The sequence below is a fragment of the Micromonospora sp. WMMD737 genome (assembly GCF_049179055.1).
Classification (GTDB): Bacteria; Actinomycetota; Actinomycetes; order Mycobacteriales; family Micromonosporaceae; genus Micromonospora; species Micromonospora reichwaldensis.
In genome coordinates, this window is sequence record NZ_JBMHMH010000061.1 from 21,115 (window position 1) to 44,276 (window position 23,162).

Below are 23,162 nucleotides of genomic sequence, written 5' to 3' on the forward strand. Positions count from 1 at the left end.
GCGACGAAGGAGAACTACGTGCACACCCCCGACACCGACCCGCAGCACCTGCCCTCGCTCGACGACACCACCCCCGCCCCCGCCCGTCAGCGGTTGGCGGCCTGGTGGCGCATCGCCCGCACCTCTCGCGCCGTGCGGGCCGTGCGGGAGTGGTGGCTGATCGTCGTGGCCGCACTGATCGCCCTGACCGTGGCAGGCGGACTGCTATGGCTGCTGTGGATCGTCATCGCCGGGCTGCTCACCGCGCTCGGCGCAGCCGTCACCGCGACCGCCGAGGCCATCCCCACCCTCGGATCGTGGATCACCGACGGGCCGATCACCCGCTCGATCTCCGACCCGGTACGCGCCTTCCTCGACACGCACACCACCGGCCTGCCCGCCACCGGCCGCGACGCCTGGACCGCCTGGCTCGTCGCCGTCTGCGCCCTCTACACCGCCGCCGTCACCGGCTCCACCTACGGCCGCATCGGCTGGGCCGCGATCGGCGCCCTGACCGGCGTGGCCGTCTACGCCGGTGCCCCGGCCGGCACCGGCCCGGCCGCCGCCGGCCTGACCGCCGTGGTGTGGCTGACCCTGTCCCTGCTCGCCTACGCCGGCCCCATCGCCGGCAGCGCCGTCGCCGCGATGGTCGACGACCTCACCGAGGCACGCCGAACGCCCCGCACCAGCGACGCGTCCTGACCACGCACCCAATTCCGCCCGTCGATAGCACCCGCTGAGGAGGAACCATGACCACCACGACCACCCCCGCCGCCGCGCCGACCACCACCGCGGTGCGGCTGTACCTGAGCGACAACGACCCCGAGACCCCCCGCATCGTCGAGCGGGTCGTGACCGGCTGGCCCGTCGCGCCCGGCCTGGCCGTCAACGTCACCATCGACGACGGCGGGCAGCGCCTCGACGGCCGCTACAGCCTCACCCACCTGCCCAGCGGCCGAGGCATCGCCCAGCGGCTGTGCGCCCGCCACGTCGACCAGGCCGCCGTCGCCGCGATCGCCACCGGCATCGACTGGACCGAGCCCGCCGAGCAGATCCTCGCCGACGAGCGCACCACCCCGCTGCGCCCCGGCCTCGCCGTCTGGGACTGGTGCGGCTACGACATCGCCTGCCGGCCCGAGGTGTACCCGCGCCCCGACTCCCCCACCTACAACCCGACCAGCCGATAACGCCGCGCGGGCGGCCCCCTGCCTTCCAAAGCTCGGGGCCGCCCGCCACCCCACCCAGCCCGCATCGAGCCAGAGGAGCACCCTCATCGTGCCTGATCCCGGAGAGCCGACCTACCTCGGCGTCGACTACGCCAGCACCTACGACCCGCACGCCGCGCGCCGCCACTTTCAGATCCCGACCGCCGGTGCCTTCGCGGTGCTGGTAGAGACCTCCAGCAACCTCACCAACAGCACCTCCCGCTGCACCGGTTGCGGCACCACCGACAGCGACTTCAGCACGCTGGAGATCCTCGCCCGTGCCGGCGCGCATGCCTCCGCCTGCGGCCGAGGCACCGCCACGGCCGCCCTGGACGCCGAGATCGCCGCCGTGCGCGCCGAGATGCTGCGTGTCGACCCCAAGGCCACCGGCTACCTCCAGATGGCGGGGGTGCTGCTCGGCGCCGGCCTGGCCGTGCTTGGCGGTGCCGGAGCCGCCGGTCATCTCCCCACCGCCGCCCTCATCGCGGGCACGGGCACCGCCGCCGTGGTGCTGACCGCCGTGGTGCTGCTGCTGACCGCCTCCCGGCCCCGCCTCGGCGGTGACTTCGGGTTTCCGGTCTATGCCGACGCCGACGACGCCCAGGACGTGCTCGCCCGCCTCGTTGCCGGCGACGCCGAGCAGGTCGCGCAGATGACTCCGCTGGCCCGCGCTCGCGAGCTGTGGTGGCGTTCCCGCATTCTCCGCGCCAAGTACCGGGCAATCAGCAGGGCCGTACCGCTGCTGTTGGCCGGGTACGCCGGGGCCGCCGTCACCGCCGCCCTCGCGATCTGGGCCAGGTGAGCGCCATGACCATCACCACCACGATCGTCGTCGGCGACCCGGTCGACGCCTACGAGCTGTTCGCCGCCGCCCGTACCGTGCTCGGTCTGCCCCTGGACGGCCGCTGGCACCTGGTCGACCACGGCCGCGTCCACATGCTGCAAACCCTGCCCGACCAGGGCGCACCCGCCCTCGCCAGCGTCCACTTCCCCGTCGCGGGCGGCCGGCACCCCGGCGAGCCCCACACCGGTACTCCCGGCGGCTACGCCCTGCTCGCCTTCACCAGCGACGGCGGCGATGCCCACCGGACCCGCCGCTGGCACCGCGACCTCACCGGCCGCGCTGGTGCCTGGCTCACCAGCCGACGCCTGACCTGGACCTACTCCTACGACAACGGGCCCTACACCACCGGCCACGCCCCCCACACCCCGGCGGGCGCCCGATGACCCGCCGCCCGTTCGAGCTGCTCGTCGCCGGCACCACCGACGAATTCCGCCTCGACATCGTCACCGACCCCGAGCCTGACAACCCAGCAGCCGTCGTCTACTTCACCGCTCCCGGCGTCGACGCCGCCTGCCGTCAGGCGCAGCGGCTGCTCGGCGCCGTCGAAGGCCCGGCCGACCGCTACGGCGAGCTGTACACCCACGACGGAGACGGCACCGCCGTCTACTGCGACACCATTCACCGGCCCGAGTGACCATTCAAAGCGCGCGAATGGGCGGCCCAATTAACCGGGCCGCCCATTCGGCTGCATGTATTCAAATTTTCTTGGTCACAAATGCCGCCCGGCTCCTGACGGTATGTCCTGATTTTCCCGAGGGATCTACACAGGATCCACGGGGATCCCTGGCGCTGGTGCGTGTTGGGACTTCGTCACGCGCGCAAGTCGCCGTAAGATCCACGGGTTATAACCCCGAACTGATCTTGAGGGAGCGCCCGCGCTCGACCCCTAACTGCAGACAGCAAGAGAGCCCCACACCCTGTATTTGCTTGGCGGCGGAAGCAGGGTCTGAGGCTCCAACAAGCTCGGAGGACACCATAGCACCCACCTCCGGGCTGGGTGCACTGTTGTCTCTCGGCACCTTTTCTGCGTGTCGTGGCGACGCCTGTGCGCGCCCAGTCCCCTCGCATGTTGCTGCCGCCATCGCGGCACGTCACCTTGGCTCAGGACGCACACCTGATCGGTCTGCGGCGGTGCCGCGATGATCACGGCACCGCACCTGAGCGCGCTGACCGTCGACCAGGTGGTCGCGGCCGGGCACTGCCCGGTCTGCGCCGCTGTCGGCCGGAGGGTGTTGGCTGCTCCAGGTCGCGATCGGTGCACGGTGCATCTGGCCCGGCCCGCTCTGTTGGTGGAGACGGCTCGCGGCGGGCAGGCCCGGCTGGCTGCTCCGGCGGGTGCTCGGGTGCGGGTGGTGCATCCGACGGGTGTGCAGACGCCGTGTGTGCGGTGTGCGGCGGCGGGTGTGGATCGGCAGGGCCTGCCGCGTGACGGTGACGGGTCCGAGGCGCTGTGCATGTCGTGCTGGCGGGGCCGTGACGCGCGGCGCCTGGCGGCGGAGGCCCGCGCCGCCGAGGTTGCCCTCGATGACGACGTCGACGACGTCGACGAGGGTTGTGCGGCGTGCGGCGAGCCGGAGCCGTCGCCGACGTGTTGGCTGTGCGGCTACTCGTGGCTGGCCGCCGCCCGCGAGGCGTTCGAGCGGGACCAGGTCGCCGAGGCCGCCGCCGTCGAGCAGCAGTTCGCGCTGCTCGCCGAGCGCACCGACGCCGAGAGCCGGGTGGCGGAGCTGGCCGCCTGGGTGGAGCGGCTGCGGACCACGGTCGAGTCGTACGCCGCCGGTGGCGGCCGTGGCCGCGCGGTGGAGCTGCTTGCGGATCTGCTCACCCGAGACGCGGCGGCGCGAGTGTCCAGGCGTGGCCGGCCGTCGATGCTGGCCCGGGTCGCCGGCGTCCTGGCCGTCGACGCCGACTACCGCTCCGGCCGCCGCGCACTGCCCGGCCGCGCCCGCTCGGCGGAGCTGGCCGGGTGTACCGAGCGGGCGGTCACCGCGGCGTGGGCCCGCTGTGAGGCCCTGGGGTGGGCCGAGCGCACCCGGCAGGGAGGCAAGCTGAGCCTGGCCGAGCGCACCGAGTTGGGCCGCTACAACGACCGGGCCGAGTTCGACCTCGCACCGGTGCACCGGGGCGAGGCCGCCGTCCGCGCCTCCTACGTGCCCCTGGCCCTGTTGGTGCTCGACGAGCTGATGCAGCACGCCCTGGGCGAGCTGGCCGCCGCGCAGGACGACGTCGACGCACTCGTCGCCCGCACCGCCTCGGTGGTCGACCACGCCGCGCTCGCCCGCCGCGTGCAGCTACGCCTGGCCGCCTCAACCGCCCGCGACACCCTCCTCGCCGACGTCGAGGCCATCGCCACCGCCCAGATCGAGACCGGGAATTCCTTCCCCCCCCGCTTGGCGTCTCAAGGTGAGTACTTAAGTTCCTGCTTGTCTCGGGGTTTTGCTCAGCCTCTCTCGATCGCTCCCGCTGGATCGGTAGAGCCGAGTCGGGGGGAGAAGCGCGCTTCGCGCTCATCATCGACAAGCGAGGGTCGACGCGCCTCACGATCCGTACGGCGTCCTAGGCCGATCGAGAGGGCGTGTGCGCCGTCACGGCGGTCCCGGCCTGCTCCGGAGTGGATCGGATGGGCGTACGACCTGGCACGGGCCGCACAGCGGGCCTTCGAGTGGCTGGAACCGGCGCCCCTGCCCCGGGTGGCGGCGCTGCTCGGGTCGCGGCTGGGCCCACGATGGACGATGCCGGACCTGCTCGACTGGATCCGGCAGTCGCGTGACGGCCGAGAGCTGCTCGACGCGCCGAAACGGCCGCTGGGCTACCTGCGCTCGCTGCTCGACGAGTCGCTGACCGGCAACGTCGAGCCGCCGCACCAAGCCCGCCGCTACGACCAGCACCGCGCCCAGGTCGCCGCCGACCACCGCCGCGAGGTCGCCGAGCAGGCCGCCGTGTCGGCCGCCGCGATGGCCACCCACCGCGCCGGCTGGAACGAGCGCGACACCGTCGCCCAGGCCGAGCGCGCCGGGCCCGGCGCCGGCCGCCACGCCGCCATCGCCGTCGCCCGCGCCGCCGCGCGTGGCGACCACGCCGCTGCCCGCGCCATCGCGGCAGCACCCGAGAGCGACTGGCCAGAGACGGCTCAGCCGGGCTGCGGCCTTCCGGTGGGCCGGAACCACTAACCCGAGGCCCTCAACGGCCCCGCCGACACCCCGGCTCGGTTCCAGCGCCAATCTCCCGCCGATCAATGCCGCGCCCTTGCTTCACCTCTCGGATGTAGATCAAGAGGCGCGTACGGCTCTCTGAGAGGGCTTAAAACGTGCGTTCCGCTAGAGCGCTTCAACTGCAAACTACCAAGGTCAAAAACATTCGACTTACGAAAAGTATTAAAGTCTTTTACTTACGCTAAAGTAATAGTGTATGATGTTGGAATGGATGTTGAGGGGAATGCGGGTGAATCGGCCTCGTCGCGGCCGGGAGGCGGGCCGCGTGAGCGAAGCTGCGGCTACCGCCAGTGCCGCAAGGTGCTGGCCTATAGCGGTTTCGGCCGCCCGAAGGAGTTCTGCCCGCCGGAGGACACCCGGTGGCAGCCGGGCAACCGGACGTGCAAGGAGATGGCTGCGGCGGACCGCGCGGCGGAGCTGGCGACCGGACTCGACGCGCCGTTGTCGGCGTGGCGGGCCACCGTCGCCGAGCTGGTGCCGGCGCTCACCGCGCTGACCGACCGGCTGGAACCGGTGCTGCCGGCCGTGCGGAACGTGGAGACCGGCGCCCTGGCCCGCATCGCGGAGGCCGAGACCGCGATGGCGGCCGCCGTGCAGCGCGCCCAGGACGCCGAGGTCGAGCGGGACCAGGCGCTCAACACCGCCCACACCGCCGAGCGGGACCGCGCCCTGGCCCACACGGAGCGCCACGCCGCTGTCGCCCGAGCCCAGGCCGCTGAGCGTGACGCCGCCGACGCGGTCGCCCGTGCCGCCCGCGACGTCGCCGACGCCCGCCAGGCCCAGGGCCGCGCCGAGGCCGAGGCCGAAGCCCGCGCGGCGACCGCCGCGAAGGAGATCGAGCGTCGCCGCGCCCTGGAGGAACGCCACGAGGAGGCGCGCGGGCAACTGCGTGACGCCCGCGCCGAGATCAAGACCCTCGCCGGCGAGCTGCGCGCCTCGGAGAAGGCCCTGCGGGCCGAGACCACCCGCGCTGAGCGGGCCGAGACCACCGCGGCCACCGTCACCACCGAACGCGACGCCGCCCGCGCCGACGTCGCCCGCCTGACCTCCGAGGTGGACACCGTCCGCGCCGAGCTGGCGGCCGTCACCGCCGAACGCGACGCCGCCCGCACCGAGCGGACCGCCGCCGAAGAGGCCCGCCGTGACCTCGACGCCGAGCTGCGCGCCGAGCGGGCCACCCTCGCCGAGGTCCGCCGCCAGGTCGAACAGCTCCACACCGAGCGCCGCGCCGCCGAGCAGGCCGCCCAGGACGCCCGCGCCGACGCCAGCCGACACGAAGCCACCGCCACGGTCGCCACCGAACGCGCCCAGGTCGCCGAGGCTCGCGCCGAACGGCTCCAAACCCAGCTCGACCAGGCCCGCGCCGACCGGCCGGGCGACAAGCGGTGACCACATAACCAGCACGTGGCGCCCACCAGCGCCTACACCGGTGCCGTCGACGTCGCCGGCACCCTGGCCGACCTCGCCGCCGGCCTCGACTACGCCGCCCGCAAGAACTGAGAGGAACGCTGATGGGACTTCTTGTCGACGACCCGCCGCACCTGGTCGTGCTTATCGGGCCCGCTGGTGCGGGCAAGTCCACGTGGGCCGCCGCCCACTACCGGCCGCACCAGGTCTACAGCCTCGACTGGCTGCGCGCCGTCGCCGCCGACGACGAGTGTGACCAGGACGCGACCGCCGACGCGCTTACCCTGCTCACCGCGATCCTGCACACCCGACTGGCCCGACGGCTGACCACCGTCGTCGACGCCACCAGCACCAGCGTCGCCGACCGGGCATGGCTGCTCGCCATCGCCGCCGAGCACCAGGTGCCCGCCGTTGCCGTCGTCGTCACCGCCGACCTGCGGGTGTGTCTGGCCCGGCAAGCCGCCCGACCCGGACCCACCCCGGGCCGCCGGTGGGGACGCGCCGTGCCGGCCGCCGTCGTCACCAGGCAGCACGCCGACACCCACGCCGCCCTGGCCACCCTGCACACCGAGGGCTTCACCCACATCACCGAGATCGGCTCACCACTGCCGGGATCGAGCGTGGGCACCGAGATCCACTACCAGACGTACGCCGCCGCCACCGACACCGCCGGCACCGCGACGCTCACCGTCGCGCACACCGTGGACAGCCTCGGCGAGGCCGACCGCCTGGCCGCCAACCACGCCCGCGCCGACGTCGACGTCCACGTCACCGCCGTCATACGCCCGGACGGCCGCGACCTGGTCCAGGAATGGGAGCACACCCACGCCGACGTGCTGTGACAGGCCCCGCCGGCCCGGGCGTGGCACTGCCACCGCCCGAACACCACCGATCGCGGTCGGGGTCGTGCTGGAACACGACCCCGACCACTACCTCCAGCCCCGAAACCGCCTCAGCAGCAACCCGAGACAAGGACGGCAGCATCATCATGACCACTGACACCGCCCGCACCTACACCCACCCCGACGTGTATCTGCGTGGCGTCGCCGAGGGCTGGGCCGAGGCCCAGACCGACCCGACCCGCATCGACTGGCCCACCCGCCAGGCCGCCGCCGCGATTCCGTCCGAGGTCGTCGACGGCCGGCCGGTCAACCCGTGCGAGACCACCGGCATCCGCTACGGCCGCAACCGGCTCGGGCACTGGGGCGAGACGCGCTGCGCCGACGCCGCGGTGACCGTCACCGACACCACCGGCGCCCGCTGGATTGTCATGATCGAGCGCCGCGACAGGTACGGCTGGGCGCTGCCCGGCGGGCACATCGAGGCGGGCGAGACCCCGGCGCAGGCGGCGGCGCGGGAGCTGAGGGAGGAGACCGACCTGATCGTCACGCTCACCGACCCGTGGGTGCGGACGCTGCCGGCCCGCTACGTGCCGGACCCCCGCTGCTCCGACGAGGCGTGGATGGTCACCAACCTCACCACGATCGACCTCGGCGTCTACGAGCCGGACCACCTGCCGGTCCTCATCGCCGGCGACGACGCCGCCCGCGCCCGGTGGATCCGCGCCGACAGCTACACCGGCCTGGCCCAGCACCTGGCCACCACCACCGGTGGCATCGTGTTCCCGGCCCACCAGCGGATGCTCGCCGAGCTGCTCGGCGGCCCGACGTGGCCGACGCTGACGATGGTGACCGAGATCGACGGCATCGCCATGGGAGACATCGGCGAGGACGGCGACATCATCGCCCTGGGCCACCACGACCCGGCCCGGCTGCTCACCACGCTGCGCCGCTACGCCCGCCAGGTGTGGGGCGAGGTCCTGGAGCCGGCGGACCCGACCGACCCGACCGCGCAGATCCGGCACCAGTGGGTCGTCAACACCGGCGACGGCGCGGGCCCGGAGCAGTGGTGCCTGGAGCCGGCCGTGCCGAGCGCCGCAGGCGCCGTCCCGGTGACCCGCTGGTTCCAGCAGTGAGCACCACCGCTGGACCGCTCGACGGCTGGGACGTCTGCTCCGTCACCGGATGCCCCCTCGGCGATCCGGACGCCGCCGAGCCCGACAACATCGACGAGATCGAAGAGACTGGCATCGCCCACGGCGTGCGGCACGTCAACATCTCCGACCACTGGTGGATCGACACCCGACCCCAGAGCCCGCAGGGGCTCGCCGGCAACAACACGCTCGTCCTCGCTGCCGCCGCATGGTTGGCCCACCACGAAGGGGCCGACTACTGCATCCGCAGCACCTCGTACGCCGGAGAGTGGGACGGCTACCAACTGCTCGCCAGCGACCTGCTGCGTGCCCTCGACGGAGCCGCCGAACCCACCACGCCAGGCGGGAGGTGAGCGCCACCGTGGATACCCAGGACGCGATGCGGGTGGCGAACCGCTACGCCGGGCAGGTCGCCAAGGCCGAGACGCTGCAGGGCCGGGCGCGCGCCTGTCGCGACGCCGCTGACCGGTACCGCAGTGACGCCCGGGTCAACCAGGAGTCGACCGCGAACCACCTGACGGCCGCACGCACGATCCGCGACGCCAGCGTCGCCGCCGAGCACACGCGGGCGGCACGGGAGGCCGAGGCGGAAGCGGCGCGGGAGATCCTCGCGGCCCGCTACTACGAGGTGCAGGCCGAGGAGTACGAGGCCCAAGCCCTCGGCACCGGAACCACCCTCACGAGAAAGGAACCTTCGATGGGCGACGGCGCTATCCCGACCACGGCCGCGTCGGCGAGCCTCGCCGGGCCCGACAGCCCGACCACGAGCGGGGTGGGTGACGTGCTCGGCTACGCCGACGGCGAGACCTGCCACGGCACCGACCAGGTCGCCGCCGCCGCCGGCCCGGCCAGCGTCCTGGCGTTGATGGACTACGGCGACGGCAACAACCGGTGGGACGGCGGCCAGTACATCGCGGTCGCTACCTCCCCGGGCCGGTGGGACCCGGTCACCAGCAACGAGCACGTCGCCAGCGACGGGTACGCCGCGCCGAGCATCTACCAGCCGCCGCACCTGAGCGCGGCCGAGGCCGAGACCGCCGCGCGGCACCTCGACGAACTGGCCGAGCGCGCCGAGGCCGGCTACCAGCCGCCGAAGCCCACCAAGTGGAGCCGGGCGGCGCAGCGCCTGGAGCACCTCCTCGCCGGTGACGCCGACCTCGCGACCGAGAAGGTGCGGATCGTCGACGACGAACTCCCGGTGACCGTGAAAGACCTCCTCGCGTTGCTGCGCGACAAGCAGCCCACCACCGCGGAGGCGACCCGCCGCCACGTCGCGGCCACGGCCATCGACCAAGCCGGCGGAGACACCGGCGCGCTGTGGATGGACCTGGTCGACCACGACGGCACCACCCGGGTAGTGGTCACCGGCGTGGAGGGCACCGAGGACCCCGACGACGACTACTGGCAGCCCTACACCGCCCAGCACACCCCGGCGCAGGCCCGGGAACTGGCGGCCAAACTGCGAACCTTCGCCACCGGCGCCCGGCAGACCGCCCGCAGCGCCATCTACCTGGGCGACGGCGCCGACGTGGCCCACCTGGACTGGTCGACGCCCACCTTCGACGGCGGGCGCACCCTGAAGCTCAGCGACGGCCAGGACGCGGTGCACCTCGACCTCTCCCCCACCCAACTACGCGAACTGTGCGAGGCGCTGACCGCCACCATCACCACCGACGACTTCGCCGACACGCCCAACGCCTACTGGCCGTGGGAGAACGACCACCGCTACATCGACTGGTCCGACTTCGAGTACGAGCGCGGCTTCCACCTGGAAATCGGTGACGGCACCACCACGGCGGCCGTCACCCTCACCACCACGCAATTGCGCGCATGGCGGGACCGGCTCGCCGCCGACACCGACCCCGGAGTGGGGTACGAGAGCTGACCTACCGCGCAACAGCAACGTAAGGCACCTTGCAGAAATTCTGCAAGGTGCCTTACGCTTTGAGGATGGACAACACCGTTCCCATCGGGTTGCGACCGCTCGTCGAGCGTCACGGCGAGCCGGTCGACGTCGAGGACGCACGGGCCCGCTGGTCCGCACTCGTCACCGCGGCCGAGGCCGGCGCCATCACCCTCATCACCCGCGACCGATGCCAGTGGGCCGCCCTCGTGCCGATGAGCGAGGTCGCCGAGATCTCCCCCGACCTGCCGACCTGGCCGGTGTCCGACGCCCGGGCCAAGCTTGGCCACCTGGTCGGCGAGGTGCACAACCTCGACACCCGCGTGCAGGTACTCACCCGCCACCGCCGGCCGGTCGCCGCGCTGATCGACCCTGGTGTCATGGTCGACCGGCCCGAGCCCGCCGACCGGTTGCCCGCCGATGCGCTGCTACGCGACGGTCACCGCATCGAACTCGTTTTCGAGCCGGGCCGGCCCGGTCACGTCGGCCCCGACGGAGACGTCCTGGAGGAGCCGGAGGACTGGTACTACGCCGCCAACGCCTACGACAACCGCGACACCGTCATCGCGGTCGGCGTCGGCGACACCCTCGGCGAGGCCCTGCTGCGACTGGCCGCGCCGCCGCCCGTGGAGCACGCCGACAACCCGCCGTTCTGACCGGCACATTCCACGGAATCGCCCCGCCGACGACCTCTGTCGATGCTCTAACTGATCGGCGTCGGACCCGGGCCGTAGCGTCGCCCAGGCTGCACCACCTGCGAGAACCCATACAGAAGGAGAAGATCCATGACCAACGAGGCCAACACCAACCCCTTCGAGCTCGGCCGGGCCGTCGATCGGGACGAGCGCATCGCCGCCCTGGAGGAGAAGTTCCACCGGCACCGCACCGACGACGGCGTGCCCGTGCTCAGTGAGGCCGAACTGCTCGTCGTCGCCGAGCTGCTCGACGAGCTGAACGCGATCACCAACCCCGGCGCCGTCACCAGCGACCCGTGGGGCCGGCTCGCCCGGCTCATGGCGGTGCGCATCTACGACCGCCTCGGCATCTGAGCGGAGGACCCGATGACCACGACAATCGGCGAGCGCGTCGACCAGGCCGCCGCCGGCGAGGCGACGCCGTGACGTCCGCCCGCCCCCACCTCTCACGAAGGAGCACCATGGCCAACGTCAAGACCCTGCCCGCCGCCGACCTCATCGCGCACCTGCACCCGCACGACCAGCCCAGCCGGGAGCACACCCTGGCCGCCGTGGCCCAGATTCGCGAGCTGGTCCGCTACCTGGCCACCGTGACTGACTCGCACACCGCGTCCACGGCGCTGCCAGCGCCGAACGTGGTCAGCGACGTCTCCCTCATCCTGCGCGACGCGATGCCCGACCTCGCGGAACTGTTCCAGTCGCTGGCCGCCCGCACCGAACAGTTCGCCGACAGCCGCCGGCTGTACACCTACCTGGAAGACGACGGCGACGTGCCGCCCGGCGGCGCCGCCCACTACGTCGAGCAGGCCGCGACGAAGCTGCGCGACGTCGCCTCCACCGTCAACACGCTGCGGGCCGACCTGGACACCGCAGGCGAGGCCGGCACCATGTTCAACCTGCGGGCCGGCGCCTGAACCCGTCCGCCACCGACGCGCGGGTCGGGACCATCCGAACTGGCCCCGACCCGCGCCCGTCGATCATCTCCGACCACACAGGAGGACACCACATATGGCCATCGACAGGCAGACCCTCGCCGACCAGCAGCAGGCGGCGGCCAGGGCGGTGACCGACGTGTTGGCCCGCATGCCGCGCGAGTTCGCCACGGCGGGAGAGCTGGCCGCGCTGATGGCGGCTCTGCCGGCCGACACCCCGGTCAGTGTCGCCTGGACCGTCCGCGCCGACCCAGACCTGCCGGCTGGGCCGACGCACATCGCGTACACCGCTGCCGGCATTAACCTGCTGGAGCCCGACCTGGTCGACGTCATCGACGTCGACAGCCGTGTCCGTTCCTACGGCCGGTTGACGCCTGGTGTAGAGCTGGGCGCGGTCGTCGTCGCCGAGGGCCAACCCGCACCGGCCGAGACCGTGGCCTACCAGCCAAACGAGCGGGCCCTGGACGCCCTGGGTGCCGGCGACGCCGAGGCCACCCTGACCGCGCTGGTGGAGCTGCTGCGGTGGATGGCCGAACTGCTGCCCGACACCCCAGAAGGAGAAGACGGCACGCCGGAGACGGTGGCGCAGTGGGTCACCGACGTCAGCATCCGGGCTCGCCTCGGTATCGAAGCGACGCGGCTGACCTACAGCGCCGAGCGACTCGCCAATCTGTGCCGCGACCTCGCCGACCGCGAGGCCGCCCAACTCGCCGAGGACGACCAGGCCGAGTATGAGCGGCGGGTCGCCGAGCTGCGCGACGCCCCGGCGGGCGGCTACCCGGCGAGCTGGATCACCAACGGCCTGCCAGCGATGGACAACCGTATCGACGACTCGGCCGCCCGCGACGCCTACCTCGCGGCCGGACACGCCGACGTCGTCGACGAGCACGGCAGCCCGACGTGAACGCCGTCGCCACCATCGACTGAGGAGATTGAGATGACGTTGACCTGGGCGACTGCCGCCAACCTGTTGGAGCTGGGTGAGCTGACCGCGCGCTGGCTGACCGGCGAGCTGGACGAGACCCCCACCTACGGCGGATCACCCGATGAGGAGACCGGCCCGCTGATCCCGCTGCTCGCGGCGGTCAACCGCGCCGGGTTCCTGACCGGCTTCTCTCAGCCCGGGGATACCGACGACGGCTGGCGGCAGCGGGCCGCAGTCTGCGGGTACTGCGACGACGCCACCCTCGACCAGCTCATCGCCGCGTTTACTCCCACCGACCTGGTGCTGCTGCACGAATACACCGACAGCGGCATCCGGCTGCCGGTCACCCTCGCCAGCGGCGCGGCCTACACCTGGGTCGGTGGCTCACCCGGGGTCGAGCACTGGGACGACCAGTGCAGTCCGGCGGCCGTACGCGAGCTGGCCACCAGTTGGTACGTCACGCTCGTCGACCCGGTCTGGGGCCGCGACGACCAACTGTGGCCAACCCTCGCCGCTGCCCTGCACCTGCCGTACCCGGTCGCGGCCGGCCGATGATCCGGCTGCGGATCGTCGCCGACGACGTCGACCAGGCCGACGCCGCCGCGCTGGCCATCGGCCGCGTTCTCACCGTCACCCGGGAGAGCCCACCACGGCCGCGTCGATCCGGTGACGGCGTCACCGTCTACCTGGACGCCGAGCTGCCCCCGGTCGACCTGGAGGCCCTCGACCGCGCCGACCCACGCAACCGGTGCGGCCGGGCCGGCTGCGGCCAGTACGTGCCACTCGACGACGCTCTGCCGGTGCCGACCGTCGACGACACCGGCGTCCGCTACGCCCGCTGGCACCCCGCCTGCCTGCGCGCCGAGCAACGCGAACGGAGGCCGACGCGATGACCGTCCTGTCCGGCGAACTGCTGCCCGCCGCCCCCACGGTGGGGCCCCCACCGTGGGGGAAAACGCCGGCGACGGCGAATCAGATGGGGAGGCGGCCATGACCGCCAAGGCGCGCACCTCCGTGGCGCTGGCCGCCTGGACGGAACTCAACGACCGTCAGCAGGGAACCCTGCGAGCGATCTACGACATCGACCAGCAGCGCGAGGCAAACCGGCGCAGCGACGCGGCTCGCGGCAAGTTCGACGGCACCCCGGCGGTCGAGTGGCGGCGCATCGACTTCGCGCACGATCCCTCCGACCGCCGGCTGGTCGGCCTCACCGACCTGCAGGCGCGACTGGATATGCACGGGTGGGACAACCAGGGCAACGGCTCGACGATGGCCGCGCTGGCCAGCCGGGGACTGATCACCCGCAACATCCGAGGCACCGCGTTCGGGGTGATGCACACCGTGGCGTTGACCCGGGCGGGCCGGGCCGCCGCCCGCGCCGGCACCTCCCTGGACACTGGCACGAAGCCGAAAGCCGGTCTTAGCGAGCGCGCGTGGGAGGTCCTGGCCGGGCTGTGGGCTGCCGACCTGCGCGGTCAACCGCTGACCTGGGGATACTCCGCGACGATCGAGCACGTGCTGATCGGCAGGCACGTGCCGCCGCTGGCCGAACCGTGCGCGGACGGCTACCGCATCACCGACCGGGGCCGCGACTTCTACCGCAAGCAGCACGCCGCCCACACCGCGCGGTACCCCACTGTCGTCGCCCCGCACCCGGACGGCGCCGACGCGGAGCCGTGGCCGGCACGCGCCGACGAGCTGCTCGGCCAGCACGGCACGTTCTACCGTGCGCTGGTCAAGGCGTGGAGCGCCGCGCGCGACATGCAGCTCGCGGCCGAGAGCGAGGCGGAGGCCGCGCCGCCGACGCCCGTGAACGTCCTGCCCGCCGTGGTGACCGAGCAGGCTGCGGCGGTGCATCAGCTGTGGCAGGAGACCGCTCGCCAGCGAGCCAAACTTGTCAACGAACACGTCGCGGACGTGCGGGAACGCGCCGAGCGGGCCGCTCGTGCCTACGCCGCCGCAGCGCTGAGCGTGTTCCACGCCGCGATCACCCAGGCCGACCCACTGGCCGGCCTGCAACCGCCGAACGACGGCGACACCTGGGACGAGCCACCGCTGTCCCTACGCGCTGAGACCGGCATCCACGTGATCGACGCCGCGGTGAAGAAGCTGCACGCCGCCGCCGTGGGCGCCCCCCTGAAGCGACGCGGCCCTGCCCCGAAACGCCGCCGCACCGCCCTCACCCGGCAACCTGCGCAACCGCCACCGCCCGGCGCCGCCCTGGCAGCGCTCGCCGACTACCTGCGCGATCACACCGACGGCGGCACGCTGCTGCGTCGCCTACACCACTGACCGGCGACGGGCCTCTCGCTGGAAACACTGCTGGACACCCTGGTCGCCCCGAGCTGCGAGGTGGAGCCGGAAGCCCGGTGGGTGCACGGCATTACCGACGCCGAGCTGGCCCACGCCCCACCCCTGGCTGAGGTGTTGCCCCGGCTGCTGGAGGTCACCGCCGGCAAGACGGTGCTGGCCTACAACGCCGAGTTCGACCACGACGTCATTGGCCGGCACGCCGGCCGCGACGGCTTGGCCCGGCCCACCTCGGCGACCCTCGGCCACCTGGTCGTGCCTGATGGGCCGCCGCTCCGACTGGGAACTCGTGCGCCGCTGGCTGCCCCTCGGCGGCGGGCACCGGGCGCGTGGCGACTGCGAACAGCCTACGAGCTGCTGTGCGCCATGACCGCGCCATCGCGCACCCCCGAAAGCGATGGGCCCGCCGATGACCATCAAGGGCCCGCGTCGTCGTCGACGACATGGTTGAGCTGCTGAGAACCTATATCAGGGCGATAGCGGCCACCGATAGCGAGTACCAAAAGCGGTCACTGATTGCTACTGGAAGGAGCGGAAACCGAGAGACCGCACCACGGGCGGGTACCACCAGAAGATGGGATAGCCCCTACCCACAGCGACTAGCACAACCAACTAGAACGAGCCGCCCAGGAGAGCTAGTAAGCGGAGCTTGCGTAGAAGCGAGTGACAACAGCGACTAGGACAAGCAACTGAGCAGCGCTAGCCACCAGTGCGGGCGGGGGAGCGGCCCGTGTGGTACTCGCGTAATCGCGGGCGCGCATGGCAGGCTGCCCCAGCAGGCACTACGTACGTGCCCGCACGCATCCAATGCACCCACTCGCTGATGGAGTTCACTGGTGACACTCACCGCGCTCGATTCTCAGTTCACGCGCACTGCGGCTATGGACCGGATTGTGGCGATGGCCAACGACAAGGGCGGGGTCGGGAAGACCACCATCGTGACGAACACGGCAGGACAGATCGCCGCTGCCGGCTACAAGGTTCTCGTGGTCGACCTCAACCGCCAGGCCAACGTGTCCGACGACCTTGGCTACCGCGGTCGCCCCGGCGTCGACGACCAGGGGGAGCAGCTCTACGAGGCGATCCGCCGGCCCGACAAGAACACGCTGGTGGCGCACGAGGTCCGGCCGAACCTGTGGGTGGTGCCCGGCGGTCGAGAACTGGCTGCGCTGACACCGCTGATCACGATGAACATGCAGCAGCAAGGCCGAGCTGCGTACCTGGGCCTGGCTGCTGCCCTGGCGCCGCTGGCAGCCGACTATGACCTGATCCTGATCGACTCGCCGCCGGAGAACATCGTCCTGGTCGACCTGGCCCTCGCTGCGGCGCGGTGGATCATCATGCCGACTCGCTCGGACACCGGCGGGCTGATCGGTATGAAGCTCACGGCCGAGCGGTTTCGCAGCGCTCGCGAGATCAACCCCAGCCTTGGGCTATTGGGCGTGGTGCTGTTTGCGACGCTATCCGGCGCCCGCGCCATCCATGCCGAGGTGCAGGCCGACGTCTCTGCGGCCTTCGGCGGGCAGAGCCCGATGTTGTCGTCCACCATCCGCTACTCCGAGCGGGTTGCCCGCGACGCACGTCGCGCCGGCAAGCTGGCCCACGAGCTGGAGATCGAGGCCGCTGCGCAGCCGGCGTTCTGGGAGGCGCTGAGGGATGGCCGCAAGCCCGGCCGCCACAGCGCCGCCACAGCCAGCGTGTCCGCCGACTTCCGTGCCCTCGCGGCCGAGGTCCTCGACATCATCGCCGTCCAGGAAGGTGCTCGGGCGTGAGCGCAGAGTCCGAGAACCTCAGCAATCTGTTCGGCACGTCCGCCGCCGCCACCGTAGCCGCTGGCATCTCTACCCTCGCTGGTCGGCTGCCTGACCGGGGTCGTACCAGCGCGGTCGATGAGACGACCTCTGCCAGTGGTTCCGCTTCGGCGAGTCAAGTGGCCCAGCGGCAGCACCAAGCCGACCCAGCGGAATCCGCATCCAAGGCGCGGGTGGAAAACCGTGTCCGCAGCGATGACGTCGTCGACGCGGATGACGACGTCGACGACGATGACGACCTAGCCGCGCAGATCAGCGTGTATGTGCTGCCCGCTGTTGTGACCACGGTGCGGCGCAACCGTAAGGGTCGAACGAACGCCCAGGTCGCGTTCGAAGCCATCACCGCGCTTCGCGACCGGTTGCCGGAGCTGGTGGCGTCCCATCGAACCGCATCGGTCAAACCCGCCGCCGGTGTGGGCCCTTTCGCGCCGCAAGCTGGCGACCGCGGGAACAGCGGCCCTCGCCGAGTCCTGTGGACCTTCAAGGCCACCGGCCGTAATCAGCGGGTACTGGATCAGATTGTCGACGAGGCGGGTGCCACCTCCCGGTCCGAACTTGTCGCAGCAGCACTTGAGGCGCACCTGCTACGGCGGCGGCGACGCCCCTCGTAGACACCCCGCTCGGCGCAGGGGCCAGGCCACATGCCTGGCCCCTGCGACTCGGTGGTGAAGCGACTCACCCCTGGGGAGCGAGGTCGATCTCCGCTTCCAGGTTGATCACGACCTGCGGGACGCCGGCCGGGATGGGCGACGTTGGCCTCGCTGCGGGGGCGCGTGAGAAGCGCGTACGGTCCAGGGCCGGGTTTGCAGGACGGCGAGTACCTGGCACCGCGAGGCGATCCAGGCCCCGGTGTCGGGACACGTCCAGCAGGCCAGGTCCAGTGCCTTGGTGTGTAGCTCCTTGAGCGGCCGGTTGTAGATCGGCTCGTGGTGACCGATCCGGTTGCGCAGCTCGTGCAGGTCGGCCAGGGGCTTGTGGACATCCCGGCGCAGGTGCTGGCCTGGCCAGGCGCCGCGTAGGTGCGGCCACAGGGAGCGGTCGTAGGCGCGAGTGAGAAGGAAGGGCCAGAACCCGAAGGTGAGTTCGGCAACGACGCGTCCGGGGGTTTCCTGTCGGCTGTCACGGGTGGCCTGCTCGCGGGCCTTGGCGATCTGTTGGTGGCGGCGCTCGTCCAGGACGCGACCCGGGTCGAGGTACCAGCGGGGTTCTCGGTAGGTCCGCGTGGACCAGTCGGTCAGCTGTCGATGTATGGCGTTGCGGACCAGCACTTCGACGTGGCCGAGCGTGATCCAGAATGCGCCGCTCATGGTGGCGTTCCACTCGTACAGCGCCACCGCCTGGTCGAGGTCGCCGCCGACCGCAGCCTGGTAGGTGCCCAGCCGTTCGGCGGAGAACCGCTGCTGTAGTAGCTGTGCTGTCGCCTCAGACACGCATCCCACTCCACGAACGGGGGTCAGCGCCCGGATTCCGCGCGCCGGCACAGCGTAGGGCGTGGGCGGCGGCCAGCACGTCAGGCGTGCGGGAGACAGAGCGGGAAAACTGAATGGCGCCCCACCCGGTCCCAGGGGGGCGCCATCCAAAGTTTGAAGCCAGAACTCAGGTGGCCCGAAGGCGCCCAGAGCGTTCGTGGATGAGTCTACTACAGCTCGCGAGCCCCCATCGGGTCATCTGCGGGGACAGGGTGTTGTGCTCAGCCGTCAGCAGTGACGCGAGGAAGGGCGTGGTCAGGTGGCTGGGGATGCCGAGGCGCTGGGGGTCGCAGGGGGTGCGGTGATGGGCACCGCGGTGACGGCGTCGACGCCGTCGACGTCGGGCTTGGGCTTGAGTTCGCCGGTCATGCAGCTCTTGATGTATGCCTCTTCGACCCGGTCGCGCCACTTCGCGGTTGAGCCCATTTCGTCGTCACGTGGCGGCGTCTGGTCGAGAAGCTCGTAGCCGATCGCGCAGGCGTCCTTCGAAGGCGCCGTCTTCTGCTCGTAGAGCTTGACCCGGTAGTCGATGCCCTGCTGGGACACCTTGTCGAGGTACTGCATGCGCTCGTCGTACGAGGCGTGGGAACACCCGGTCGCGCCCAGCATCGCCGCGAGCATGATCCCGCTGGCGGCAACATTCCGAAATCTCATGAGCGCAGAGTGTAAGGGCAGGAGGCGACGGGTCTCGATGCCCCAGCCGTGGGTCCGGCCGTAGCTTCCAGCCAAGAACAACGCCGAGGAGTTGAGGTAGGCGGGCGAGCTGCGCCGCGCGGGAGCGAAGCGGCGCGGGAGCCGGGCCCGAGACAGCGTGCGGCCGGCACCCACCTCCTGGGCGCCGGCCGTGCTGCGCGTCGTCGACGGTGCGGTGCGGCAGAGGTGGCACATGGCCGTTGACGCGCCGCGACCCCTCGCCTTGTGCATCGATCTGGCGCTGGCCGGGGTGACGGGTTCGCGGCGGCGAATGTGAACGGGTGTGGCTCTGGGCGTGATGGTGTCCGAGAATCGATCGTTTTCCGAACAAGATCAAAAATAGAGGGTTGGCCCGGTCGGAGCCGTACGGAAAACCTGTCCGAAAACCTCGGTGTGTCCAACAAGGCCAGAGACGTTTTCCGGTCACCATGGAGCATGAGCGTCACACCATCGCCCGTCGACAGCGACCTGCTCGCACCCACCCCGCTCGCCGGCGTGCTCGTCGGCTACGGCCGGGTCTCCACCCGGGACCAGAACCTCGCCCGGCAGCAGGCCGCGCTCACCGCGGCCGGCTGCGCCAAGTGCTTTTTCGACAAGGCCAGCGGCAAGAACGCCGACCGGCCGGGCCTGGGCGACGCGTTCGAGTATCTGCGCCCCGGTGATGCCCTGACCGTCGTGTCCCTGGATCGGCTTGGCCGCTCCCTGGAAGACCTCATCACCATCGTCGGTCAGCTCAAGCGCGCTGGCGTCGGCTTCCAGTCCCTACACGAGAAGCTGGACACCACCACGGCCGGCGGCATGTTCGTCTTCCACGTCTTCGCTGCCCTGGCCGAGTTCATCCGCACGATCATCGTGGCCAATACCAACGAGGGCCTGGCCGCCGCCCGCGCCCGAGGACAGCGTCTCGGCCGCCCACCGGCGATGACCCCGGAGAAGGTCGCCTACGCGCTCCAGCTCCTCGCCGAGCCCGACCGGTCGATGGTCTCCATCGCCAAGCTGCTCGGCATCTCCCGCAGCACCCTCTACAACGCCCTGCCCGGACTGAAACAGGCCGCACAGGTCGCCGCAAGGCCGAACCCGGAGCCACGGCAGGTAGCGCACCCGTGGGAGTTGGCTGTGAGGTGACCACCTGCTGTCCTCACCGAAACAAGCCCTCTCCTTGTTTGAACAAGGAGGGGGCTTGTATTGTGAGTTCATGACGCTGATGGGGGACGCCGCAACCGCTGAGCGGATCGCCTACTACCACCTGGATCTGCTCGACTGGCCGCCCAACGGGTGCGAGCAGATCGGCCAGGGATCCCAGCGCACGGTCTACGTCGACTACGACGCCGAGATCGTCTACAAGGTCGGCGACGACGCCGCGAACCGGCAGGAGGTCCGCACCCTCGCGCAACTGCGCGACCGAGGCATCAACCACGCCCCCGCGGCCGCCCTCCACACCGTCACCGTCACCGACCCGTACGACGGCGACCAGGAGGTCACCGTCGTGGCCATGCCCTACCTGCCCGACGACGGCAGCGTGCCCGGCCCGTATCCGCTGCTGGAGGGCGCTGCTGACCTCAACCCACACGGCAACGTTCACGCCCACAACGGCCGGCTCTGGCTGATCGACGCCGGCGGCCTCTGACCCACCAACATCCAGCCCTGGAGGACAACCCTTGAGCACATCCGTCAGCACCACCGGGTACGGCGTCGAGCAGCACGAGATCGACGCCGCCGTCCGCAGCGCCCTGACCGACGTACTCGCCGCTGCCGCCGACCACACCGACCCGATCATTCGCTACCACGAGCTGACCCGCGCTCAGCGGCTCTGGGAGACCGCCGGGCCGCGAATCGTGACCGCACTCGTTGCCGAACGCGCCGCCGCGCTGCGCGCCACCGGGATGCGACAGGCCGACCTGACCGAGCCCACCGGCCTGGGCACCCAGCAACGCGTCTCGCAGATCATGCGCGCCGCCGACCGGCGCGACCCGGTCGCCGTCGACCTCACCAAGGCGAGGGAGATCCTGGTGTCCGACGGCAGCGAAGCCGACGAGCAGCCAGCCTGGATTGTCGTTGACGACGAGGACTGCATCCTGGCCGGCGTGCCCTTTACCGACGGCGACACCATCGAGGACGCGATCACCGCGCTTACCGCAGCCGGACACCTGCCGCCGGGCACCCGGCTGGTTGAGCAGGAGCAGATGATGGATCCGTACTCGTGGCAGCCGGACGGCTACAACTACCGGTGGACGGTGAGCCTGTGACCCCCGGCGCGGCGGTGGTCGAGCAGCTCAACGGCTACCAGGGCGACAACATCTGGGACGACCTGATCCGCAAGCTGGACGGCTACGACGACGAGGCGACCGGCGCTCTCGACCCCAACTACCGCAGCGACGTGTGCGTGATCGACGGAGCCATTCTCCGGTTCGACCAGCAGACGGGCGAGTGGTACGAGGCCGACCAATGACGGCCGCCCACCTCGATCCCACGCTCCGGCACGACGTGGTGCTGCTGTTCGAGGTCACCGACGGCAACCCCAACGGCGACCCGGACGCCGAGAACCAACCCCGCACCGACGACGAGACCGGCCACGGCCTAGTCACCGACGTAGCCATCAAGCGGCGCATCCGCGACATCGTGCCGCTGCTACGCCCAGACGACCTGCGCTGCGGCATCTTCGTGCAGGCCGGTCACGCGCTCAACACCCGATGGCAGGCTGCCCGCGAGTCCCGGCCCGCCGACCCGGTGGCCGCCGTCTGCGACATGTACTTCGACGTGCGGATGTTCGGCGCCGTCCTCACCGCCGGCAAGGGCGTCGGGTCGACCGCCATCCGGGGCCCGGTGCAGTGCGGGTTCGCGCGCAGCCTGCACCCGGTCCTGCCCACGAACCACACGATCACCCGGATCACCCAGACCCGGCAGGAGGACATCGACAAGGGGGAGACCACGGAGATCGGGTCCAAGTGGACCGTGCCGTATGGCCTCTACCGAACCCGGTTGCACTTCGCCCCGGGCCAGGCCGCCCGCACCGGCATCACCTCGGACGACCTGGCTCTGCTCTGGCAGGCAATCGAGATGATGTTCGCCGCGAACCTCTCCGCGAACGGCGGGGTGCGCGACGTCGTCGGACTGTACGTCTTCACCCATCCGTCGGCGCTCGGTGTCGCCTCAGCGGGCGCTCTGACCGGCCGTATTCGGCACGTTCTCGCCACCGACAGCCCGCCGCGGACGTACAGCGACTACCGGCCCGAGCTACGCACCGACGACCTGCCCGACGGGGTAGTCCTGACGACCCTGGTCGACGCCTGGGCGTAACCGCCCCGAAGGGCCACTCCGAGGTCCAGCTACGGCCCGCCGACCAATCAAGGTCGGCGGGCCGAATTGTGCACCAGACGACGTGCTCGTCAACGAGTCGCTGAGTCCTCGGCAACTGCCCGGGACGCCGCGCCCAGCTCTACTGCTGGCCATGCAGGGCTGGACTATCTGCTGGTGCGTGGCGGTCGCTTGGCGGCGTTGCGGTCAGCGGCGGACTGTGCTCGCTGGTTCCACCCGCTCTGGGCGGTGGGGCTGGTCGGCGTACGTGCGGCGGCGGACTGGATGCGGGCCTTCGCGCTCGGGTTCATCGGTGTCTTCTTGCCCATGTTCTGGTAACGACTCACCGGACAAAGCCGGCGGCCGGGCACACGGGCCGAGTGATAAAGATGTCCCCGCACGTGGTAGGGCACCCGTGCGCCGCCCTCGTCCGTGACGCCGGCTCCGCGTGTCTCTCGCGTACGTGGATTGGCTATCCCGCCAAAATGGA

At 71.3% G+C, this 23,162-nt stretch carries 29 protein-coding genes; 27 read left to right on the plus strand and 2 right to left on the minus strand.

Annotated elements, in window-relative coordinates; genetic code table 11:
* Positions 1-18: 18 nt before the first annotated feature.
* The 21 genes from ACN27A_RS34810 to ACN27A_RS34910 all read left to right on the plus strand — a co-directional run bounded on the left by ACN27A_RS34810 (position 19) and on the right by ACN27A_RS34910 (position 17,827).
* Entirely contained in the window at positions 19-681 is a 663-nt protein-coding gene (locus ACN27A_RS34810; RefSeq protein WP_421459319.1) for a hypothetical protein, read from the plus strand.
* A 47-nt stretch (positions 682-728) separates the two neighbouring features.
* Complete coding sequence (locus tag ACN27A_RS34815; protein ID WP_357095972.1) at positions 729-1,166, plus strand: hypothetical protein; 438 nt, start codon at positions 729-731, stop codon at positions 1,164-1,166.
* A gap of 88 nt (positions 1,167-1,254) precedes the next feature.
* Positions 1,255-1,986, plus strand: a complete 732-nt coding sequence (locus tag ACN27A_RS34820) for a Pycsar system effector family protein (RefSeq protein ID WP_421459321.1) — start codon at positions 1,255-1,257, stop codon at positions 1,984-1,986.
* Positions 1,987-1,991: 5 nt separating this feature from the next.
* The gene (locus tag ACN27A_RS34825) at positions 1,992-2,411 is read left to right on the plus strand and encodes a hypothetical protein (RefSeq protein WP_357095978.1); all 420 of its coding nucleotides are present in this window, start codon (positions 1,992-1,994) and stop codon (positions 2,409-2,411) included.
* The gene (locus tag ACN27A_RS34830) at positions 2,408-2,662 is read left to right on the plus strand and encodes a hypothetical protein (protein WP_357095980.1); all 255 of its coding nucleotides are present in this window, start codon (positions 2,408-2,410) and stop codon (positions 2,660-2,662) included. The genes ACN27A_RS34825 and ACN27A_RS34830 overlap by 4 nt, the downstream gene beginning before the upstream one ends.
* Positions 2,663-3,482: 820 nt before the next feature.
* Positions 3,483-5,198: a hypothetical protein gene (locus tag ACN27A_RS34835; RefSeq protein WP_421459323.1), complete on the plus strand. Its 1,716-nt coding sequence runs from the start codon at positions 3,483-3,485 to the stop codon at positions 5,196-5,198.
* Positions 5,199-5,540: 342 nt separating this feature from the next.
* Entirely contained in the window at positions 5,541-6,629 is a 1,089-nt protein-coding gene (locus ACN27A_RS34840; RefSeq protein WP_421459325.1) for a hypothetical protein, read from the plus strand.
* Positions 6,630-6,751: 122 nt separating this feature from the next.
* Positions 6,752-7,489 (plus strand): ATP-binding protein, encoded by a 738-nt coding sequence (locus tag ACN27A_RS34845; protein WP_357095989.1) that lies wholly within the window; start codon positions 6,752-6,754, stop codon positions 7,487-7,489.
* A gap of 146 nt (positions 7,490-7,635) precedes the next feature.
* Entirely contained in the window at positions 7,636-8,622 is a 987-nt protein-coding gene (locus ACN27A_RS34850; RefSeq protein WP_421459327.1) for an NUDIX domain-containing protein, read from the plus strand.
* Entirely contained in the window at positions 8,619-8,993 is a 375-nt protein-coding gene (locus ACN27A_RS34855) for a hypothetical protein (RefSeq protein ID WP_421459329.1), read from the plus strand. The genes ACN27A_RS34850 and ACN27A_RS34855 overlap by 4 nt, the downstream gene beginning before the upstream one ends.
* A gap of 8 nt (positions 8,994-9,001) precedes the next feature.
* On the plus strand, positions 9,002-10,525 hold the full coding sequence (locus ACN27A_RS34860; protein WP_421459331.1) for a hypothetical protein: 1,524 nt from the start codon (positions 9,002-9,004) through the stop codon (positions 10,523-10,525).
* Between the two features lie 65 nt (positions 10,526-10,590).
* Positions 10,591-11,199 (plus strand): hypothetical protein, encoded by a 609-nt coding sequence (locus tag ACN27A_RS34865; protein ID WP_421459333.1) that lies wholly within the window; start codon positions 10,591-10,593, stop codon positions 11,197-11,199.
* Between the two features lie 129 nt (positions 11,200-11,328).
* Positions 11,329-11,592: a hypothetical protein gene (locus ACN27A_RS34870; RefSeq protein WP_421459335.1), complete on the plus strand. Its 264-nt coding sequence runs from the start codon at positions 11,329-11,331 to the stop codon at positions 11,590-11,592.
* 107 nt (positions 11,593-11,699) lie between these two features.
* Positions 11,700-12,152: a hypothetical protein gene (locus ACN27A_RS34875; RefSeq protein ID WP_421459337.1), complete on the plus strand. Its 453-nt coding sequence runs from the start codon at positions 11,700-11,702 to the stop codon at positions 12,150-12,152.
* 94 nt (positions 12,153-12,246) lie between these two features.
* Positions 12,247-13,074, plus strand: coding sequence for a hypothetical protein (locus ACN27A_RS34880; protein ID WP_421459339.1), 828 nt, complete (start codon positions 12,247-12,249; stop codon positions 13,072-13,074).
* 33 nt (positions 13,075-13,107) lie between these two features.
* A complete protein-coding gene (locus ACN27A_RS34885; RefSeq protein WP_421459341.1) occupies positions 13,108-13,650 on the plus strand; it encodes a DUF6919 domain-containing protein in 543 nt (180 codons plus the stop codon).
* Positions 13,647-13,988: a hypothetical protein gene (locus ACN27A_RS34890; protein ID WP_421459343.1), complete on the plus strand. Its 342-nt coding sequence runs from the start codon at positions 13,647-13,649 to the stop codon at positions 13,986-13,988. The genes ACN27A_RS34885 and ACN27A_RS34890 overlap by 4 nt, the downstream gene beginning before the upstream one ends.
* A 97-nt stretch (positions 13,989-14,085) precedes the next feature.
* Positions 14,086-15,387, plus strand: coding sequence for a hypothetical protein (locus tag ACN27A_RS34895; protein ID WP_421459345.1), 1,302 nt, complete (start codon positions 14,086-14,088; stop codon positions 15,385-15,387).
* Positions 15,388-15,426: 39 nt separating this feature from the next.
* Positions 15,427-15,864, plus strand: a complete 438-nt coding sequence (locus tag ACN27A_RS34900; RefSeq protein WP_421459407.1) for an exonuclease domain-containing protein — start codon at positions 15,427-15,429, stop codon at positions 15,862-15,864.
* 377 nt (positions 15,865-16,241) lie between these two features.
* Positions 16,242-17,177, plus strand: coding sequence for a ParA family protein (locus ACN27A_RS34905; protein ID WP_421459346.1), 936 nt, complete (start codon positions 16,242-16,244; stop codon positions 17,175-17,177).
* On the plus strand, positions 17,174-17,827 hold the full coding sequence (locus tag ACN27A_RS34910; RefSeq protein WP_421459348.1) for a hypothetical protein: 654 nt from the start codon (positions 17,174-17,176) through the stop codon (positions 17,825-17,827). The genes ACN27A_RS34905 and ACN27A_RS34910 overlap by 4 nt, the downstream gene beginning before the upstream one ends.
* A gap of 105 nt (positions 17,828-17,932) precedes the next feature.
* Here ACN27A_RS34910 and ACN27A_RS34915 read toward each other — a convergent pair whose 3' ends face one another.
* The gene (locus ACN27A_RS34915) at positions 17,933-18,646 is read right to left on the minus strand and encodes a hypothetical protein (RefSeq protein ID WP_421459350.1); all 714 of its coding nucleotides are present in this window, start codon (positions 18,644-18,646) and stop codon (positions 17,933-17,935) included.
* Positions 18,647-18,940: 294 nt separating this feature from the next.
* Complete coding sequence (locus tag ACN27A_RS34920; RefSeq protein WP_421459352.1) at positions 18,941-19,339, minus strand: hypothetical protein; 399 nt, start codon at positions 19,337-19,339, stop codon at positions 18,941-18,943.
* A gap of 474 nt (positions 19,340-19,813) precedes the next feature.
* Here ACN27A_RS34920 and ACN27A_RS34925 point away from each other — a divergent pair, with 474 nt between their 5' ends.
* The 6 genes from ACN27A_RS34925 (at position 19,814) to ACN27A_RS34950 (ending at position 23,011) form a co-directional block, all read left to right on the plus strand.
* Positions 19,814-20,503 (plus strand): recombinase family protein, encoded by a 690-nt coding sequence (locus ACN27A_RS34925; RefSeq protein ID WP_421459354.1) that lies wholly within the window; start codon positions 19,814-19,816, stop codon positions 20,501-20,503.
* Between the two features lie 70 nt (positions 20,504-20,573).
* On the plus strand, positions 20,574-21,005 hold the full coding sequence (locus ACN27A_RS34930) for a hypothetical protein (RefSeq protein ID WP_421459356.1): 432 nt from the start codon (positions 20,574-20,576) through the stop codon (positions 21,003-21,005).
* A gap of 31 nt (positions 21,006-21,036) precedes the next feature.
* Positions 21,037-21,624 (plus strand): hypothetical protein, encoded by a 588-nt coding sequence (locus ACN27A_RS34935; RefSeq protein WP_421459358.1) that lies wholly within the window; start codon positions 21,037-21,039, stop codon positions 21,622-21,624.
* Entirely contained in the window at positions 21,621-21,827 is a 207-nt protein-coding gene (locus ACN27A_RS34940; RefSeq protein ID WP_421459359.1) for a hypothetical protein, read from the plus strand. Before ACN27A_RS34935 ends, ACN27A_RS34940 begins: the two co-directional genes overlap by 4 nt.
* Positions 21,824-22,675, plus strand: a complete 852-nt coding sequence (gene cas7c / locus ACN27A_RS34945) for a type I-C CRISPR-associated protein Cas7/Csd2 (protein ID WP_421459361.1) — start codon at positions 21,824-21,826, stop codon at positions 22,673-22,675. Before ACN27A_RS34940 ends, cas7c begins: the two co-directional genes overlap by 4 nt.
* Before the next feature lie 174 nt (positions 22,676-22,849).
* Entirely contained in the window at positions 22,850-23,011 is a 162-nt protein-coding gene (locus ACN27A_RS34950) for a hypothetical protein (RefSeq protein WP_421459362.1), read from the plus strand.
* Positions 23,012-23,162: the final 151 nt, after the last annotated feature.